The sequence below is a fragment of the Pseudaminobacter soli (ex Li et al. 2025) genome (genome assembly GCF_003012705.1).
In the GTDB taxonomy this organism is placed as follows: Bacteria; Pseudomonadota; Alphaproteobacteria; order Rhizobiales; family Rhizobiaceae; genus Pseudaminobacter; species Pseudaminobacter soli.
Window position 1 is genome coordinate 144,065 of the sequence record NZ_PXYL01000009.1, and the last position, 17,601, is coordinate 161,665.

16 protein-coding genes are annotated in these 17,601 nt (G+C 62.4%); 4 read left to right on the plus strand and 12 right to left on the minus strand.

Annotated elements, in window-relative coordinates; translation table 11 throughout:
- Positions 1–101: 101 nt before the first annotated feature.
- Complete coding sequence (locus tag C7I85_RS18480; RefSeq protein WP_342587312.1) at positions 102–1,463, plus strand: ATP-binding protein; 1,362 nt, start codon at positions 102–104, stop codon at positions 1,461–1,463.
- 13 nt (positions 1,464–1,476) lie between these two features.
- On the opposite strand, the gene C7I85_RS18485 is transcribed toward C7I85_RS18480, so the two are convergent.
- The 3 genes from C7I85_RS18485 to C7I85_RS18495 form a co-directional block, all read right to left on the minus strand.
- Positions 1,477–2,277 carry a TlpA disulfide reductase family protein gene (locus C7I85_RS18485; RefSeq protein WP_106725477.1) on the minus strand — a complete coding sequence of 267 codons (801 nt, stop codon included), beginning with the start codon at positions 2,275–2,277 and terminating at the stop codon, positions 1,477–1,479.
- 67 nt (positions 2,278–2,344) lie between these two features.
- A complete protein-coding gene (gene dsbD / locus C7I85_RS18490; RefSeq protein ID WP_106725478.1) occupies positions 2,345–4,147 on the minus strand; it encodes a protein-disulfide reductase DsbD in 1,803 nt (600 codons plus the stop codon).
- Positions 4,148–4,236: 89 nt separating this feature from the next.
- The gene (locus C7I85_RS18495) at positions 4,237–4,899 is read right to left on the minus strand and encodes a response regulator (protein WP_106725479.1); all 663 of its coding nucleotides are present in this window, start codon (positions 4,897–4,899) and stop codon (positions 4,237–4,239) included.
- 175 nt (positions 4,900–5,074) lie between these two features.
- Here C7I85_RS18495 and parS point away from each other — a divergent pair, with 175 nt between their 5' ends.
- Positions 5,075–5,512, plus strand: a complete 438-nt coding sequence (gene parS / locus C7I85_RS18500; protein WP_106725559.1) for a type II RES/Xre toxin-antitoxin system antitoxin — start codon at positions 5,075–5,077, stop codon at positions 5,510–5,512.
- Positions 5,512–5,973 carry an RES family NAD+ phosphorylase gene (locus C7I85_RS18505; protein ID WP_106725480.1) on the plus strand — a complete coding sequence of 154 codons (462 nt, stop codon included), beginning with the start codon at positions 5,512–5,514 and terminating at the stop codon, positions 5,971–5,973. The genes parS and C7I85_RS18505 overlap by 1 nt, the downstream gene beginning before the upstream one ends.
- A gap of 100 nt (positions 5,974–6,073) precedes the next feature.
- Here the strand turns inward: C7I85_RS18505 and C7I85_RS18510 are convergent, their stop codons facing one another.
- The 9 genes from C7I85_RS18510 to C7I85_RS18550 form a co-directional block, all read right to left on the minus strand.
- Positions 6,074–6,976 carry a CehA/McbA family metallohydrolase gene (locus tag C7I85_RS18510; protein WP_106725481.1) on the minus strand — a complete coding sequence of 301 codons (903 nt, stop codon included), beginning with the start codon at positions 6,974–6,976 and terminating at the stop codon, positions 6,074–6,076.
- A 29-nt stretch (positions 6,977–7,005) separates the two neighbouring features.
- A complete protein-coding gene (locus C7I85_RS18515; RefSeq protein ID WP_181257223.1) occupies positions 7,006–7,692 on the minus strand; it encodes an HAD family hydrolase in 687 nt (228 codons plus the stop codon).
- A gap of 65 nt (positions 7,693–7,757) precedes the next feature.
- Positions 7,758–9,035: an ABC transporter substrate-binding protein gene (locus C7I85_RS18520; RefSeq protein WP_106725483.1), complete on the minus strand. Its 1,278-nt coding sequence runs from the start codon at positions 9,033–9,035 to the stop codon at positions 7,758–7,760.
- Between the two features lie 132 nt (positions 9,036–9,167).
- Positions 9,168–10,022 carry a carbohydrate ABC transporter permease gene (locus C7I85_RS18525; protein ID WP_428832876.1) on the minus strand — a complete coding sequence of 285 codons (855 nt, stop codon included), beginning with the start codon at positions 10,020–10,022 and terminating at the stop codon, positions 9,168–9,170.
- Positions 10,022–10,948, minus strand: coding sequence for a carbohydrate ABC transporter permease (locus tag C7I85_RS18530; protein WP_106725484.1), 927 nt, complete (start codon positions 10,946–10,948; stop codon positions 10,022–10,024). Before C7I85_RS18530 ends, C7I85_RS18525 begins: the two co-directional genes overlap by 1 nt.
- A 2-nt stretch (positions 10,949–10,950) precedes the next feature.
- Entirely contained in the window at positions 10,951–12,153 is a 1,203-nt protein-coding gene (locus tag C7I85_RS18535; RefSeq protein WP_106725485.1) for an ABC transporter ATP-binding protein, read from the minus strand.
- 103 nt (positions 12,154–12,256) lie between these two features.
- The gene (locus tag C7I85_RS18540) at positions 12,257–13,066 is read right to left on the minus strand and encodes a MurR/RpiR family transcriptional regulator (RefSeq protein WP_106725486.1); all 810 of its coding nucleotides are present in this window, start codon (positions 13,064–13,066) and stop codon (positions 12,257–12,259) included.
- 161 nt (positions 13,067–13,227) lie between these two features.
- Positions 13,228–14,766, minus strand: coding sequence for a GMC family oxidoreductase (locus C7I85_RS18545; protein ID WP_106725487.1), 1,539 nt, complete (start codon positions 14,764–14,766; stop codon positions 13,228–13,230).
- Positions 14,767–14,812: 46 nt separating this feature from the next.
- Positions 14,813–15,490, minus strand: a complete 678-nt coding sequence (locus tag C7I85_RS18550; RefSeq protein WP_106725488.1) for a FadR/GntR family transcriptional regulator — start codon at positions 15,488–15,490, stop codon at positions 14,813–14,815.
- 213 nt (positions 15,491–15,703) lie between these two features.
- Between C7I85_RS18550 and C7I85_RS18555 the strand changes: the two genes are divergently transcribed.
- On the plus strand, positions 15,704–17,332 hold the full coding sequence (locus C7I85_RS18555) for a GMC family oxidoreductase (protein ID WP_106725489.1): 1,629 nt from the start codon (positions 15,704–15,706) through the stop codon (positions 17,330–17,332).
- Positions 17,333–17,601: the final 269 nt, after the last annotated feature.

Sequence of the window (17,601 nt, forward strand, 5' to 3'; positions counted from 1 at the left end):
GCGCTTTCTTAAGTTTGCCTTAAGGCACCGGCATCAGGAGAGCAGCGGTGCCATCGCGCCGACCTGAGGGCGCTGCGAGCGAAGGTGAACCGATGCATTCCATGCGAACCAGACTGTTTGTGATTTTGATCCTGACCACGGGGCTGGTGTGGCTCTCTGCTGTGGTGTGGATATTCTTCAGCACCGGCTCGCAACTGGAACGCGTGCTGGATGCCAGGCTGATGGAAGCTACGCGTATGGTCAATTCGATGGTGACGCGGCGCGCCCTCGGCACCGGCGAAGGCGCGGCGGTGCCGCCAATCCCGACCGAATCGCATTCAGCCTACAACCGCCAGCTTTCATGCCAGATCTGGTCGCTCGAAGGGTCGCTGCTCAGCCAGTCCGAGGACGCGCCGAAAGCGAGGCTGTCGGAACGGCAGCCAGGTTTTTCCAACACGGTCATCAATGGCGAGACGTGGCGTGTCTATACGGTCGATAACCCGGAAGCGGGTGTGGTGGTGATGGTCGGCGACCGGGTCTATTTCCGTGACCATCTGGTGAACAATGTCATTGCCGGCGTTCTGCTTCCAGCGCTTCTCATCCTGCCGGTGCTGGCTGGGCTGATCTGGCTGAGCGTCGGGCGCGGGCTGATGCCGCTCCGGGGTATCGCGAAAGAACTGTCGATGCGGCAAGCTTCCGATCTCAGCCCTATCGAAGACGTAGGCACGGCAAGCGAACTGCGGCCGGTGCTCAAGGCGATCAACGTGCTATTCCAGCGTGTCTCGCAGGCACGCGACCGCGAGCGCGACTTCACCGCTTTTGCTGCGCACGAGCTCCGGACGCCCATGTCCGGCCTGAAGACGCAGGCGCAGATTGCGCTGGCCAGCGACGATCCCGCGATCCGGGAAAATGCGCTTGCCCAGATCGTCGTCGGCGTTGATCGGACCGGCCGTCTGGTGCGGCAATTGCTGGACATTGCCTCGCTCGATTCCGGCGCAGAGCTCCCAACCGAGGAGCGCTTCAATGCTGGCGGACTGCTAAAGACTATCGCTGGCGAGCTCATTTCTCTTACGGGCGGGGTGGCCGAAGTTGCTGTCGATGCCGACCTCTCGGCGCTCGAACTTAGCATGTCACCGGAGCTATTCAGGCTCGCCGCGCGCAACCTGATGGAGAATGCGTTGCATCATTCGCCCCAGGGCGGGCGTGTATCCTGCCGGCTCGCCGATAACGAGGCCGGTGTCACGATCTGGATCGAGGACGAAGGCCCGGGCATCCCGGAAGAGGAACTGGCGCGGGTGACGGAACGCTTCTTCAGGGGGCGCTTCAGGTCAGCGGTCGGCAGCGGCCTCGGGCTCAGTATCGTCGAGATGGCGCTAGACCATGGCGGTGCACGCCTTGAGATGCGCAACCGGCCAGAAGGCGGGCTCGCTGCCGGCGTGGTCATTGCCGACGACAGGGTTGCATGGCAAGCCTCGGCCGCCTGAAGGGCAGCGGCGGTTACTCGTGCAGCTCTGCGATGCCGTCCAACACAGCCTCGCGGGAGATCTCGCCCATATGGATGGAGCGAAGCCTTCCATCCGCTCCCACAAACAGCGTGGCCGGTAGGCCGGGCGTCGTGTAGTGGCGCGAGAAGCGACCCAACCCGTCGAGCAGAACCGGGCCGAGGGCGAGGCCTTCGGCTTCGATGTAGGATCTGACCGTCGCCTCTTCCTCGCCCTGATTCACGAACAGGAAGAAGGCTTTGTCATTGGCGGCAGCGATATCGGCCATCATCGGCATTTCACGCCGGCAGGGCGGACACCATGATGCCCAGAGATTGACCACCATCGGCTTGCCGGTCAGCGACGCCGGCGCGACTGCGCTCCCATCAAGGGCGTGGTAAGTTCCGGAAGGCAGCGGTGTGGGCGGCACGCCCGCCGTGAGCTGGATGACGAGCATGGCGGTGAAGGCGGCGGCTGCCACGGGTACCGACGTCCAGATCAGCAAGCGTGGTTGCCGGCGCAGGTAGATGAGCGTGATCGCCAGAGCGGCAGCGATGCCGGCGGGGATCAGGAAGCCGCCTTGCCAAACAGCCAGCGCCCGCATCGGTTCGGCACCAAAGCTGTCGAAATGCCTGACGACATGGCCGAGCCTGGCACCGATGAGGAAGGCCAGCCCGGCCCTCCAAGACCAACCGGAAAAGCGGGGATCGACGTTGCGGGCCAGAAGCTCGGCGCTGGCAAGGAAGGTGCCGATGGCAAGCACGGCCGCAAAACGGTCCGGAGAGAACATCAGAGGGCCGATGGAAAAAGCATTCATGATCTTCGTCTATCTCGTTAGCCGCATTTGTGCGACGCCAAGCGAACCCGCTTGGCTGCAAAATGCTCTAGCGGCTCGCCTGCGCCGCGGAGGCGACGAGCGAATCGACGCTTACCTCGCCGACAAGACGCGTATGGTCGGCCTCGGTGGCATCGGAGGCAAAGAAGATCATCGTCGGCGGCCCGACAACGGCAAGTTCCCTCATCAGGCTCCGGTTCGCATCATCGAACCGCGACAGGTCGACCTTGACGCGCCGGAAGCCGGAAAGGCTGTCCGCCACTTCCGGCGCCGGCAACACGTCGCGCTCGATGGCGGCGCAGGTCACGCACCAGTCGGCGGTGAAGTAGACCAGCGCCGGTTTGCTATCGCCAGAGGCGGCGGCAATAGCACCGTGCAGTTCGGCAGAGGACGAGACGCTCGCAAAGTCGAGCGCAGGGCTGCCGGCGGCGGGCGCCTGAGACAAGGTGAGGCGCGCCAGCGGATGCAACGGATCGTTGCCGCCGGAGGCCGCGCCGATACCGAGGATCAGCGCATAGAGAGCCAGCGCCATGCCGGCGCCTTTGCGCAGCTTGCGCCCGGCCGTGGCATCGCTGCCCAGCGCATCGAAGGCGCCGACGAATACGGAGGCTGTCATCGCCAATGCCGCCCACAGCGCGAGCGTCGCCGGTGGCGGCAGCAGTCGCGCAGCCATCCACACCGCCATGCCGAGCAGCACGAAGCCGAAGACATATTTGACATACTCCATCCAGCCGCCGGTTTTCGGCAGAGCGCGGCTGCCGATCGTGCCAAAGGCGATGAGTGGAATGCCCTGGCCGAAGCCGAGACCGAACAGGGCTGCTGCGCCGAGCCAGGCGTCGCCGGTCTGGGCGATGTAGAGCAATGCGGCTGCCAGTGGAGCGGTGACGCAGGGGCCGATGATAAGCGCCGAGGTGAATCCAACGGCGGCTGCGCCGGCTATTGATCCGCGCCTTCCGCCCTGACCGCCGGCTATGCGGTTGACCCAGGCCGACGGAAGCTGGATTTCGAACAGGCCAAACATGGAGAGGGCGAGGATGAAGAAGATTACCGCCACCGTGCCCACTGCGTAGGGCGACTGTAGGGCGATCTGCAGGTTTTGGCCGGACCATGCGGCGGCGATGCCCAGCAGCCCGAAGGCGGTAGCCATGGCCAGGACATAGGCGAGCGACAGGACAAAGCCCCGGCGCGGGGTCAGCATCTCGCCGGAGCGTGCCAGTGTCGCGCCGAGGATCGGGAACATGGGCAGCACGCAAGGCGTGAAGGCAAGCAGCAGCCCGAAGACCAGGAAGCTCGCCACCACCCAGAGCGACCCGCCGTCGGCTAGTAGCGAGGCCACCATTCCACCGGAAGCCGCGTCTTGCGACAGGCGAAGATCGGACGCGCCCACACCCTCATCTGCGGGCGTTTCCGGCGCGGCGCCGAGTCCGGCGGCAACCGGCTTAATTTCCAGGGTAGCTATCTTTACCGAGCGCGTCTCGGGCGGATAGCAGATCGAATCCTTCTTGCAACCCTGATAGGTCAGCAGGATTTCGGCGGGGGCTCCCTTCGGCAGATGCGCCGATGCCGAGTCGTAGTAGACTTCCGATGCGCCGAAGCTCGGATCGTCTTCCTTGGTTCCTTCGCCAGTCTCCAGCTTCAGCGTCGCCCCACCGGCGGCATCTTTCGCCTCGATGTGATCGCGATAGAGGTAATACCCATCCGCAATCGCCCATTCGAAGGTCACGTCGCCATCGGCCGCACGGACGGCTGTCAGCCTGAATGCTTCGTCCGGTTGCAACGGCTTGGGCTGCTGGGCAGCGGCCGAAACGATGCCTCCGAGGAGGATGAAGAACGCGGCAAGGAATCTGGTCATCTCTCGAACCTGTTGGAAGAGCGGCGCCGATCGTGGCCGGGCGCGACCCCGCCGACCTCGTCTCCCAAGCTTAAGCCAGGCTTAAGGCCTCAAGATTCGGTGCCGAGCCGATAGCCGAGACCCCGCACGGTCTCGATCAGGCCCGGCCCCAGCTTGGCGCGCAGATGGTGGACGTGAACCTCGACGGCGTTGCTCTCCACCTCCTCCTGCCAGCCATAGAGCTTGTCTTCCAGCTGTGCCTTGGAGAAGATCGAGCCTGGATGGCTCATCAGCACCTGCAGCGTGGCAAATTCGCGCCGGGACAGGCGTATTGGCCTACCGGCCCGCTCCACCAACTGGCTGGCAGGAACCAGCCTGATGTCGTTCCATTGCAGTTCGGCGTTTGAGCGGCCGTTGGAGCGACGGGTAAGGGCACGCATCCGCGCCGCGACCTCGTCGAGATCGAAAGGCTTGCCCAGATAGTCGTCGGCACCACTGTCAAGGCCGGCGATGCGGTCGGCGACGCGATCTCGGGCGGTGAGCAGCAGCACCGGCGTCTCGTCGCGTGCCGCCCGCAGGGATTTCAGCACGTCGAGCCCGGAGCCATCGGGCAGCATCAGATCGAGCACGACGGCATCGAAGCTGTTTGCCGCCAGTGCTGCCAACGCACTTTCGCAAGTGGCGACCGCATCGGTAGTGAAGCCGGCAAGCGAGAGACCAACCTTCAGCCCGTCCCGCAGGATATCGTCATCCTCGACGATCAGTATTCGCATGACCCATTTTCCGTTTCGACCGTGCGCGCTTTGTAGTTCCTCCTTAAGGCGGGCTTAAGAGGCAATTGCATGTTCGTCGTTGCAAGGGAGGGCAGACTTGCTTGAGATTGCCGGCCTTGTTAAACGGCAATATGCCGCATATATCTACGGCAAGTTGCCATTCAAGGAGGCTGTCATGTCGATCGCCATTGTGGAAGAGGTCGCGCGAAAGCTCGGCGGTCAGAGCGTGCTCGGCAGGATCGTGCGTTCGCAAGCCGATCTCGCTCTAGCCGTTCGCAACAGGCTTCCGCTGTCCGCCCTGCGTGGTCTCAGTCAGGCCGGAATGACCGAGCAGGAAATCGAGAGGTTCGTGATTCCGCAGCGGACACGCCGCCATCGCGCCGACAAGCAGCAACCGCTGACGGTCGATGAATCGGATCGTGCCGTTCGCCTCTTGCGCGTCCAGTCCTTGGCGGAGCAGACCTTTGGTGATCAGGAAAAGGCCAATCGCTGGCTACGTCGTTCTCTTACTGAACTCGGCGGCGAGACCCCGCTCGTCGTTGCCCAAACAGAGGCTGGGGCGCGCGTGATTGAGACAATCCTAGGCAAGATCGCCTGGGGCGCTGCCGCCTGATGTTGCTGTGGCGCCTGTCGGGTAAGCAGCATGCGCAGGCGCTCGACGGTGGCTATGGGCTGCATTTCGATGGCCGCTGGAACACTGTCGGCCATGCCGTAACCTATTGCGCCACTTCTCCTGCCCTTTGCGTCCTCGAAAAGCTCGTCCATATCGAGGACCCAGCGCTGCTGCCGGAGCTTGTCATGGTCTGCTATGAGGTGCCCGACGGCGTGCCTGTGCAGGATGTCCGTTTGACCGATCTGCCGGCCGACTGGCGCCGAAACGAGGCCTGGAGCCAGGAGAGGGGCGACGCCTGGCATGAGGGACGCTCGACATTGTTGTTGCGCGTCCCGTCAGCCATCGTGCCTATTGGCGGTTCTCCAGATCTGAACGTGCTGATCAACCAAGGCCATGCCGCCGCAGCGAATGTTCGCATCATTGATCAGGAACCCTTCTCGCTCGACCCGCGATTGTTTTGAGGGGACAGGATCCTGCGTTTCGCCCGAAGCAGACCAGCAATGGGACGCCAGGTCATCGAATAGCTGGCCAGCGTCCCGTGCGGTTCACGAAAAAGCCAAATTACTTCCAGATCGGGTTCGACCAGGCGCTGCGGCCGGTATCATCGATTGCGATGACGCGCAGCCAGGGGCTCTTTTCCAGCGGAGCCAGCGAGACGGCGGTGCGGGTCATCGATATGCCGCTGCTGTGGCTCATCAGATAGCCCTGCCCCGCGACCAGCACGCGCGATGCCGGCGAGCAGCGAACCTCGACGCGATCCTCGGTCACATCGATATCGTCGATGCGCGGACCCTGGGTCGAGTAGAAGTGACCGTTCTTCAGCGCTTCCAGAATGTGCTCGGGGCTGTTGGTCTCGGCCTTCAATTCGATCCAGCCGCCGCCGAAATCGGCTGCCTTGAAGTGCGCGTCGTCGCAGGCATAGGTGGTCAGGCGGTAACCCTTGTCGAGCAGGCCGTCGAGCAGATAGGCGCCATGGCCCTTGTCATGCATGACCTGGCAGCCATGGTTGTAGATCTCCACCGAATGGGCGGCGTCAACGAGCGTCTCGGCGTCCGCCAGCGACAGGCTGTACCAGCCTGGGTGGGCGATGCCGACGAATGCGCCGGCGGCCTTGGCGCGACGAGCAAGTGCGGGGCCGTCCTCGTCCGGGGAAGTCGGCGCGAAATCGAGCGGCAAGCCGACTGCGACGAGGTGCCAGATATCGCTCACCTCTGTGCGCGGCGCGTGAACCTCGGCGCCGAGGAGCATGGTGAAATTCTCGTCGCTGAATGCGCGCGTGTCGGTGATCGGAAAGTCAAACTGCTTCAGGAAGTGATCGGTGATCGACAGGAAGTCGTAGCCCGAGTTGCGATAGGCCTTGATCACGTCCTCGACTGAAAGCGCTCCGTCTGAGCGGGTCGTGTGGGTGTGGATGTTGCCGCGCAGGAAGCGACCGGGCAGGGAGAAAGGAGCGACGCTGCTCATGGTGATGTCCTTTATGTGCAGGGTGGAATCTAGGCGCTGACGACCGCCGAAACACCGGTAACCAGCCAGGGAAGGGCGGCGAGCTGGTAATGATCCGTCATGATGCGATCGGCGCCGAGTGACAGCAGACGTTGGTCGTGGCCCGGCAATATGTGGCCGCCGCCGCAGAAACCGATGACGCGCATGCCCGCGGCCCGGGCCGCGGTGACGCCGGTCACGCTGTCCTCGATGACGAGGCACCTTTCGGGGGGAACGCCGCCCATGGTCTTGGCGGCGTAGAGGAAGAGGTCGGGTGCGGGTTTGCCGCGCGCAACATCGTCGGCGCTGAACACGCGTCCCTCGACCAGTGGCGCAAGCCCGGTCGCGGCAAAGGTACAACGAAGACGCTCACGGCCGCTGTTGGACGCGACGCAGTAAGGCTGATCGAGGCCACGCAGCAGTTCTGCGATGCCTGCGATGGGCTTCAGTTGTGTGTTGAACGCGTGATCTAGCCGCTCGGCAAGGCGGGCCTCGAAATCGACCGGCAAAGGAACGCCGTGGATCGTCTCAAGCTTGCGCCGTGCCGCCATTGCATCGAGACCGACCAGCGAGGAGATAGTATCCTCGACCGACATCGTTAGCCCGATGGCATCGAGCGTCTGGCAGGTAACCTGCGCGGCGAGGATTTCGCTGTCGACGAGAACGCCGTCGCAATCAAAAATTACAAGATCTATCAAAGCTTTAACCTGATGAAGAGCCGCGCGTGGTTTCACGCGCGGCGGATTTCTAGTGGTGAGGGAAATTACTTCGGGAGAAGCGCGTTGGTTTCCTCGGTGATCTTGGCGAGACCGTCCTCAGGCGTAACGTCGCCGCTCATCACCTGGCCGATGATGTCGCGCTGCATGCGCCAGATTTTTACGCCATTGGTGCCCGGATAGCCGCCCCAGGGAGCCGCGCGGGAGATCTGCTTGATGCTGGTGTACCAGTTCGGGTTCTCTTCATAGAACTTGCCGAGATATTGGGGCGCGAGAGCCGCCTTGTTGGTCGGCATATAGCCCGAGCCGAGAACGGCGATCGTCTGGCCTTCGGCGCTGGTCGCGAATTTGATGTATTCCCAGGCCGCGTCCTGCTTTGCCTTGTCCTTGGCCAGGATCATCATGCCGTTGCCGCCGGTTGGCACGACGCCCTTTTCAAGGTTCGCAACCGGATAGGTCGACGACATGAGCTGGAAGCGGTTGCCGATCAGGTCAGAGAAGCCGCGCGCGCTGTTCGGCGAGGCAAAGATGATGCCGAGCTTGCCGGCGGCGAACTGCTGGCGCGACTGCTCATAGTCGCGCAGAACCATCTTGCCGTCGGTGACGAAGCTGCGAGCCAGCTTCAGGGCATTGAGGCCGGAGCCACCGTCGAAGGCAACCGTCTTGTTGTCTTCCTTCATGATCTGCTCGCCCTGCTGGAGGATGAGCGAGCGCCACAGCCAGTCGTCCGGCCAGGCATGGATGTCATAGGCAAAGCCATCGACATCGCCGCCGAGCTCCTTGATCTTGGCGCCCAGCGCGATCATGTCCGCCCAGTTGGTCGGGAAGTGTTCGGGATCGCCGCCGGCCTGCTTGACGAGATCGGCGTTGTAGAAAACGATCGGCGTGGAGGCATTGAAGCCGATGCCGTACTGCTTGCCGTCAACCTTGCCGAGATTGAGGATCGACGGCTCGTAGTTGGTGTTGACCCAGGCTTCGCCTTCCTTGGCCATGTAGTCGTCCAGCGCGATGACCTGGCCGCGCTTTTCGAGCTGATGCACGACTTCCGGCAGCAGGTGATAGCCGGAGTGATAAACATCGGGGAGATTGTTGGTGATGGCCTCGCGCAGCAGCGCCTGATGCTGCTCGTCATAGCTCGGCAGCGCGTTGCGGAACTTGATGACGATGTCGGGATGCTTCTCCATGAAGGCAGCGGCGACCTTCTCATGGAAGACGTTGTGAGCCGGCATGAAGTGCTCGACTTCGATGGTGATCGGGTCCGCGTAAGCAGCGGACGCGCCGAGCATGGTGGCGCCGACCAGAGCGGCCTGCATGAGGGATTTCATCATTTTCTCCTTGAGAGTTGGATGAGCTATGGGGTGGTTACCGGGATCCGATGGAGGATGTTCGGATCCCATTCTTTCGGCCGCAGCCGCTGCCATGGGCCGAACCATTCGGCTCACGGCGAAAGCGAAGTTTCACTTCACGCCGGTCATGGTGACGCCTTGGACGAAGTGACGCTGGGCAAACAGGAAAAGGATCGTCAGCGGCGCGGTCAGCAAGGTCGCAGCGGCCATCAGTGCGCCGAAGCTGGAGCCGAGATCCGTATCGCTGAAATACATCATGCCGAGCGGCGGCGGTGCGAGCTCGGGGCTGGTGACGACTATCAGCGGCCAGTAAAGGTCGTTCCAGTGCGCGGTGATGGAGAACACCGCAAAGGCTGCAATGGCCGGGCTGGCGCTCGGGACGACGACCCGCCAGAGGATTTCCATCTCGCCCATGCCGTCCAATCGCGCAGCATGGATGATGTCGTCAGGGAACGAACGAAACACCTGGCGGAACAGGAAGATTGCGAAGACCGACAGGAAGAACGGCAGCATCAGCGAAAAGTAGCTGTCGAGCGTCCCGGTAAACGCAAGACCCATGTAGAGTGGCAGAGCCGGCACCTGGACGGGAACGCAAAGGGCAAAGAGCACGAGTGCGAAGAGCAGGTTGCGCCCGCGAAACTCGTATTTCGCCAGGGCATAGGCGCAAGGGATCGCCGTCAGCAGCTGCACCGCGAGAATGCCGGAGCAGATGATCGCGCCATTGGCCATGAAGCGCAGCAGCGGCGCTTTGGCGAAGGCCTCGCGAAAATTGTCGAAACCGACAAAGGTCTGCGGCAGCCAGTGGAACGTTGCCGAAAACACCTCCTGCGATGGACGAAACGCGGTCAGTACCATCCAGTAGAACGGAAACAGCATTGCGAAGGCGCAGGCCAGCAGGAAGGCATGCATTGCGATCTGGCCGGGCGTCAGGCCCATTCGCATGAAGAAGGAACCGGGGCGCGACATCAGTAGTGAACCTTCCGTTCCAGCACCTTGGCCTGAACCAGGGACAAAAGCAGGATGATGCCCAGGAAAACGACGGTGATGGCCGAGGCGAGGCCGATACGCATGTATTGGAAGCCCTCAAGATAGTTGACGTAGAGCAGCACGTCGCTGGCGCCCTGGGGGCCGCCGCGGGTCAGCACCGCAACGGTGTCGAACACCTTGAAAGCCGTGATCGAGGTGGTGATGATCACGAACATCGTGGTCGGCCCGAGCATGGGCAGCGTCACGGTGAAGAAGCGCTCGATCGGATTGTCGATGCCGTCGACGGCAGAAGCTTCGTAGAGCTCCTGCGGGATTGCGGTAAGGCCGGCAGTGAACAGCACCATGTTGAAACCAGCGAGCGACCAGACACCGATGATGGCAAGTGCTGGCATTACCAGCGACGGATCACCGAAGAACTCCATGCCGGGCAGGCCGATGGCAGTGAGTAGGTGATTGACCGGACCGATCTTGCCGTGAAGCAGGTATTTCCACACGGTCGCCATGGCGATCAGGGTCGAGGTCACCGGCAGGAAGAAGGCAATTTGGTAGAACCTGCGGCCTCGTTTCAGCCCGTTGACCATGACCGCGAGAACAAGCCCGATGATGACCGATGCCGGAACGACCAAAGCGACGTAGTAGGCCGTGTTGAGCAGCGATCGCCAGAAGGTCTTGTCTCCCCAGAGCGAGACATAATTGTCGAAACCGACGAAGGAAAAGTCGAGCGCTCCGAGCTCGTAGTCGGTGAAGCTCATGGCGATCATCACGACGATCGGCAGCAGCATGGTGCCGACAAGCAGGATGATCGATGGTGTGGCGAACCAATATGCGATCGATGGCGCAATCTCGGCGCCGAGCCGGCGCCGGGGAGTGCGGCCGATCGGGTGAGACGACAGAACCATGGTCATGATCAGACGCCCACCAGCTTGCGGCCTGAGGAGTAGGTGAGCGGCTCCGATGCAGTTGCGCCATGAATGGCCGGCAGCCGCTTGCCATCCGCATCGAACAGGAGGGCCGCTGTTGCGCGTGCGCCAATGGTGAAGTTTTCCTCCAGCCGGCCGCTCATCTGCAGCGCTTCGAGTTCCGCCGCCGAAACGCGAAGTGTCATATTCTTCCTGTCGCTACCGTCGTTGCGCACATGGAGCAGCACGTCATGGCCGAGCCGCTCGACACGCTGCAGCCGACCGTCGATGACAATGTCCGACGAGCCGTCGTCAATGGTCAGAATTTCCGGGCGCAAACCGACCGTCAACTGGCCGACTGCCTCCGTGCGAAGGGCCGTTGCGCGCCCTGCGATAGAGATACGTCCTTGCGGGTCGGCTCGGCCCTGGAGGAGATTGATTTCCGGGCTACCGATGAAGCGAGCAACGCGAACATCTGCCGGGTTGGTGTAGATTTCATCCGGCGTTGCGACCTGCACGATTTCGCCATCCATCATCAAGGCCACACGGGTCGACATGGTCATGGCTTCGACCTGATCGTGCGTGACGTAGATGAAGGTTGCGCCCAGACGCTGGTGTAGTTCGGAGAGTTCGCCGCGCATGTGGACGCGCAAGCGGGCATCGAGATTGGAAAGCGGCTCGTCCATCAGGAAGACGCGCGGCTGGCGCACCATGGCGCGGGCAAGCGCCACGCGCTGGCGCTGACCTCCCGACAGCTGGGCCGGGCGTCGGTCGAGCAGCGCCTCGATCTCCACTTGCGCCGCCACCTGCTTCACCGCCTCGGCAATCTCTGCGCGGGCGGCAGCCTGGCCCGGGGCAAATTTGCCGACAAGTGGCCAGCGCGCGAAGCTGCTCAAACGCCGGACTTTGAGCGGCGTGGCGATATTCTCGCGAACGCTCATATGCGGATAGAGCGCATAGCTCTGGAAAACCATCGAGACGTCGCGCGCCTTGGGCAGCAGATGGTCGACAGGCGCTCCATCGATGCTGATCGTGCCGCCATCCTGCGGGATGAGGCCGGCGATAATGCGCAGAAGAGTGGATTTTCCGCAGCCGGAAGGGCCGACAAGGGTCAGGAATTCACCGGCCGCGACATCCACGGAAACGCCCTTCAGCGTCTTCGTCGCGCCGAAATTCTTTTCGATCGAGGAAATGGATACGGTCGCCGTCATGCTCTGTCCCACTGATTTCGGGAGGACCATGGCGGAGTTTTATTTCATCTGGATGACAGTCGTGGATTAAAACTCCATATCGATATGCGCTACTTAGCCGGCATCATTCGGCAGCGATCGCACCGGCCAGCGCTTCCACAAGCAAAATCTTGGCTGGGACCGCAGTCATTTCCCCGGCTATGGGCGGTGGATCGACGGCAACAGCAAGCAGCACGGCATCCGCATTTTGGGTAAGCGGACTATTCGCTCGGCCGGTGATTGCCAGGGTAAAGGCCCCAGCTGCCCGAGCGCCGCTCAGGAAGCGCACCGTGTCCGGGGTCAGTCCCATCTCCGAAATGCCGATAGCCACGCAAGACGAGTCGAACCTCGTGATCACCTCGTGGGCGAGCGTGGCGTCCTGGAATGCCTGGGCGATTAGGCCGACGCGCATGAGTCGGTATGCGACCATCTCAGCCACGATGCCCGAGATTCCGGCGCCGAAGATATCGATGCGCCGGCTGTTTTTGAGTTGGATCGCCAGTCGAAGCAGCAATTCTGGATCGAGGTTTTGGGCGGTGCCGTTGATCGCGTTGCCAAGTCGGTCCGCCAGAGGCGTCAGGCCACCGACATTGGAAACCCGCTTGAGGCGGGAGGTTCGCTGACTTGCGAGTTCGGCGGTCAGGGCGATCTTGAGGTCGCGATAGCCGGCATAGCCGAGATGCTTGCAGAAGCGCACTACGCTGGCTTCGCCGCTTTGCGCCAGCACCGCAAGTTCTGCAAGAGAGGAGCGGACAACCCTTTCCGGATTGTCGAGAATGTACTTTCCGATGCGCGAAAGCGCTTCCGGCATTCCATCGATCTCTTTCCGCATCCGCGGAAGGCTGGGAGCGCCGAATGTTTCACGACTGCTTTCTGAAAGCACTTTGAGTGGCATTGAAGCTTTCTTGGTGGCGGTTCTGCAATGAGAGCTACGCCAAGCGTGGAGCCTTCGAGGCTAAATGTCCAGAATATGCAGCGGGATTTCTGGCCCTTTCCGATGTGGCCGCAGATTGCCGTTCGCAGCTGTTCTCCACGCCCAATCCTCGATTGGCAGAGTCATGCGAGAGACGGAGCGCTGGCGGCCCAACTTTCCGCGATAGCGACAACAGCCGCGTTGATCGGACCGCTGGGAATTTGGGGGATGATCGAGGCGTCGACGACGAAGACATTCTCCAGCCCCTTTACTCGCAGGGAGGGGTCGACCACGGCATTATCGTCGCCGCCCATGCGGCAGGTGCCGCAAGGGTGATGGTGCGTCGAGGCGGCGCGGGCGATGAAATCGTCCAGCGCCGCGTCGGTGTGAGCGGCGGGCCCTGGCTGTATCTCGACGTCTCGCCACTCCGCCAGTGCGGAATGATGACCGACTTCGCGTGCGATCTTCAGCGCCGTGCGGAAGGTGAGGCGGTCATATTCGGTTTCGAGATAATGCGGATCGATGATCGGCGTGTCGCTGCGGGTTGGCCCGCCCGGCAGGATACGGCCCCGGCTCGTCGGGTGCGTGACACCGCAGAGGATGGTGTAGGCCGAGCCATAGGCTGGGGCTTCAAGCCCTTCGGCGGCTGAAGGGGCGACGACGCAACCCAGCACTATATCCGGGCTGCCGTAAGCACGAGTAACGTCCTTGCTGTGCAGGTACATCAGCGATTCCGAGTGTTGCAGGCGCGAGGGCGGCACCGGTTTCTTCGAGCGGTAGACATTGCCGAGGGCGAGCAGATGGTCCTGCAGATTGGCGCCTACTTCGCGGCTTTCGATGTGACAGTGAATGCCGGCCGAACGCAGCGCTTCAGGATCGCCGATGCCGGAGCGCATAAGGATCAGCGGAGAGGAGATGGCGCCGGCGCAGAGCACCACGCGATCGGCCGAGACCCGCTCTGCTATTCTATCAACAACGGCAAGCACTCCCGCTGCACGTGTGCCGTTGAACTCGATGCGCTCGATCTCGTACCCGTTGAGCAAGGTGAGGTTCCGGCGTGCCAGCACCTCAGGCGTAAGATAGGCGTCGGCAACACTCAGGCGGCGTCCATCGCGGATGTTGAGCGAATTGGGCGTGGTGCCGTTAAGCGGGCTGGTATTGTGGTCACTGATCTTGGGTGCGCCGAGCGCATTGCCGGCGGCCATATAGGCGCGGGCTATCGGGCTGACTGCTTCCTCGGGCAAGATGACGTCGAGCGGGCCGGTGTTGCCACGCGAGGCTGCGGGGAAAGCAGCAAAAGCCTCGCTGCGCTTGAAATAGGGGAGAAGCCCTTCGTAGGACCAGCGCGCGCCGCCCGCCTTTTCCCATGGCACAAAATCGTCCGGATGGCCGCGAACATAGGCCATGGCGTGCAGACAGCTGGAGCCGCCCACTACTTTGCCGCGTGGCCATTCATGGACGCGGTTGGCGGTAAACGGCTGCGGCGTTGTCCTATAGGCCCAGTCGTAGTCGCGCCCCTGTATCTGAGTCCACTTCAGCGGGTCGGCGATATCGGGGTCAGCGGGCATATGGCCCGCCTCGATCAGGCCGACCCGGCAGGTCGCGTCCTCGCTTAGTCTGCTTGCGATCGCCGAGCCGGCCGAACCGGCGCCAACGACCAGCACATCGAAGTGCCGGGTCATGTTCCCCTCCCAGTAGAACTATGAACGATGTTTGGTGAGACCTGTGTCAGGCGGCGGCGATGCCCGCGTTGCCGCGCTCCATGATCCGCTTCTGCACGGCCAGCAGATGGTTTCGCATGGCGGCCTCTGCCGCGTCCGGATCGCGCCTGGCGATGGCGTCGGCGATCAGCCGATGCTCGCTGTCGCGCTGGCCGATGCGCTTGGGGCAGGTGGCTGGTTCGGTGTGCGCGACCTGCACACGGGCGTCGACGCCGACCTGGCGCAGCATCTTGTAGAATTCACCCGCCAGATGGTTTCGCGCCGCGCTGGCGATCGCCATGTGGAAGGTAAGGTCCACCTCTCCTGAGCGGGTGTGATCCTGCGTGGACGCGGCATCGGCGATGCGTGCGATCTCGAAGGGCGAGGCGCGCAGCGAGGCCAGCCGTGCCAGGCTGGGCTCCAGGATGAGGCGCAGCTCGATCACCTCGAGCGGATTGGTCAGCCGGATAAGCTCCTCGCCATATCGGGGCAGAGCAGCGACAGCGCGCTTGGAGCGCGCCGGCTCCAGGTCGCCCACCCGGCGCAGCGCTTCGAGCGCCTTGCGCAGCTGGTGGCGCTTCACGTTCAACTGCTCGGCCAGGTCCCGTTCCGAGGGGAGCTTGCCTTCTTCCTGCTGTATCCGACGAACTGCCGCGACGATCTCGTCCAGCTCGGACGGCGCGACCTCAGGCTCATATTCCGTCAATATCCAGTCTCCTCAAACTACTGCGCGCCGGGAGCCGGCGATGGGGCTCTGGTAATAAGGTAACGCGCTCTATGCAGGAACTATAGCGGAGCGTCAACCAATCTAACCATATCGACTTTGGTTGACAACCATAACTCGACAATGGTTGAGTGTCGGTTGATATGAAACGCGTCGCGATACGCGGCGAAGAAAATCCAATCCGGGGAATTGAGCATGCAAGTGGGGGAAACCTATGACTATGTCGTGGTGGGCGCGGGATCGGCTGGCTGTGTGCTGGCCAACCGCCTGACAGAAGATCCGTCGGTTTCCGTTCTGCTTTTGGAGGCGGGCGACTGGGACCGTGACCCGATGATCCACATCCCTCTCGGTTGGGGCAAGATTCTCACCGAGCGCCGGCACGACTGGATGTATTTCTGCGAGCCGGAGGACAATGTCGGCGGCCGCAAGGTGGAGTGCGCACGCGGCAAGGTCATCGGCGGATCGTCTTCCACGAACGCGATGGCCTATGTGCGCGGAAACAAGGGCGACTACGACCGCTGGGCCGCGAACGGGTTGACGGACTGGTCCTTCGAAAAGGTGCTGCCCTACTTCAAGAAGCAGGAGAACTGGGAGGGTGGCGCAAGCGCCCAGCGCGGCGCCGGAGGACCGGTCAATACGCAGCGCTGCCGCTATAAGGACGACCTGATCGAGGCCTTCGCCACGGCCAGTCGGAATGCGGGATATCCGCAGACCGACGACTACAACGGTGCCGAGCAGGAGGGCTTCAGCCGACTGCAGATGACGATCCGCAACGGCCGCCGCTGCTCCACGGCATCGGCCTATCTGCGCCCGGCCATGGGCCGGCGCAACCTCACGGTTCTTACGAGGGCCATGGCCACCCGGATATTGCTCGAAAATGGCCGCGCGACTGGCATCGCTTATACGCGCGACGGGCAGGCGCGAACGGCGTTGGCAAAGCGCGAAGTGCTGCTGGCGGGCGGGGTGATCAACAGCCCGCAACTGCTTATGTTGTCTGGCATCGGCGGCCGCGAGGAGCTTGCCGGGCTGGGCATCGAGGCCAAGGTCGACAGGCCGCAAGTCGGCAAGAACCTGCAGGACCACGTCTCGGTGATAGTGATGTACCGGCGGCGCAAGCCTGGGCCATTCCATCGTATGATGCGGGCAGACAGGATCGGTCTCGATTTCCTCAAAACCTATCTCACCGGCAGCGGCTTTTCCGGCGATGTGCCGGGTGGTGTGGTTGCCTTCCTGAAGAGTGACGAGACGCGTCCGCTGCCCGACGTGCAGCTTCTGTTCACCGCCGCGCCGCTTGCCGCCTGGCCCTATATGCCGCCCTTCAAGGCGCCGTTCCCAGATGGCTTTGCCACGCGCATCGTGGCGGTGCAGCCCGAGAGCCGGGGCAGCGTGAAACTGGCTTCTAACGATCCTTCGGCAGCGCCTCTGATCTACCAGAACTTCCTGTCCTCGCCGCGCGATTGGGAATCGCTTCGCGCCGGCTTCCGTGTGGCGCGCGACCTTGCCGCGCAGCCGTCGATGAAGCCGTTCATAGCGGCAGAATTCTTCCCGGGTCCGTCGTGTCAGCGCGACGACGAGATCGACGAGCACATCCGCAAGACCTCGATCACGGTTCACCATCCGGCGGGAACATGCCGGATGGGCGTTGACAGCGATTCGGTTGTCGATCCGGAGCTGAGGGTGCGCGGCGTCCAGGGCCTGCGCGTGGTCGACGCCGCCGTAATGCCGGATCTCGTATGCGGCAACATCAACGCCGCGGTCATCATGATCGCCGAAAAGGCATCGGACCTGATCCGGCAGCGCGTGACGCAGGAAATCGCAGCCTGAGAAATGCTGGTTTCAACCAAAATTCTATTTGGTTGAAAGACCTAAATGGTATGGTTGAATAAATGGCGCGGCGGCACAAGCTGTCGCTGGCGCATCTTGATTTGCCAGAAAATCTCGTGATGTCAACATATTACGCCGATTTATGAAACATGGACCTCATGCTTTCGTCCGCTTTCATTGGGGCTTGACAGCCTCAACCAAAAACTGCCAGTTTCACAAGAACAAAGATTGTCGAGCAAAACCATCCTCATTATGGTTGAGATGGTTAA

Bases quoted from the DNA above. Each gene is read 5' to 3' on its own strand.
- C7I85_RS18530 (WP_106725484.1), bottom strand. From the start codon at position 10,948: ATGACCATGGTTCTGTCGTCTCACCCGATCGGCCGCACTCCCCGGCGC.
- parS (WP_106725559.1), top strand. From the start codon at position 5,075: ATGTCGATCGCCATTGTGGAAGAGGTCGCGCGAAAGCTCGGCGGTCAG.
- C7I85_RS18525 (WP_428832876.1), bottom strand. From the start codon at position 10,022: ATGTCGCGCCCCGGTTCCTTCTTCATGCGAATGGGCCTGACGCCCGGC.
- C7I85_RS18535 (WP_106725485.1), bottom strand. From the start codon at position 12,153: ATGACGGCGACCGTATCCATTTCCTCGATCGAAAAGAATTTCGGCGCG.
- C7I85_RS18520 (WP_106725483.1), bottom strand. From the start codon at position 9,035: ATGAAATCCCTCATGCAGGCCGCTCTGGTCGGCGCCACCATGCTCGGC.
- C7I85_RS18545 (WP_106725487.1), bottom strand. From the start codon at position 14,766: ATGACCCGGCACTTCGATGTGCTGGTCGTTGGCGCCGGTTCGGCCGGC.
- C7I85_RS18480 (WP_342587312.1), top strand. From the start codon at position 102: ATGCGAACCAGACTGTTTGTGATTTTGATCCTGACCACGGGGCTGGTG.
- C7I85_RS18555 (WP_106725489.1), top strand. From the start codon at position 15,704: ATGCAAGTGGGGGAAACCTATGACTATGTCGTGGTGGGCGCGGGATCG.
- C7I85_RS18495 (WP_106725479.1), bottom strand. From the start codon at position 4,899: ATGCGAATACTGATCGTCGAGGATGACGATATCCTGCGGGACGGGCTG.
- C7I85_RS18510 (WP_106725481.1), bottom strand. From the start codon at position 6,976: ATGAGCAGCGTCGCTCCTTTCTCCCTGCCCGGTCGCTTCCTGCGCGGC.
- C7I85_RS18540 (WP_106725486.1), bottom strand. From the start codon at position 13,066: ATGCCACTCAAAGTGCTTTCAGAAAGCAGTCGTGAAACATTCGGCGCT.
- dsbD (WP_106725478.1), bottom strand. From the start codon at position 4,147: ATGACCAGATTCCTTGCCGCGTTCTTCATCCTCCTCGGAGGCATCGTT.
- C7I85_RS18505 (WP_106725480.1), top strand. From the start codon at position 5,512: ATGTTGCTGTGGCGCCTGTCGGGTAAGCAGCATGCGCAGGCGCTCGAC.
- C7I85_RS18485 (WP_106725477.1), bottom strand. From the start codon at position 2,277: ATGAATGCTTTTTCCATCGGCCCTCTGATGTTCTCTCCGGACCGTTTT.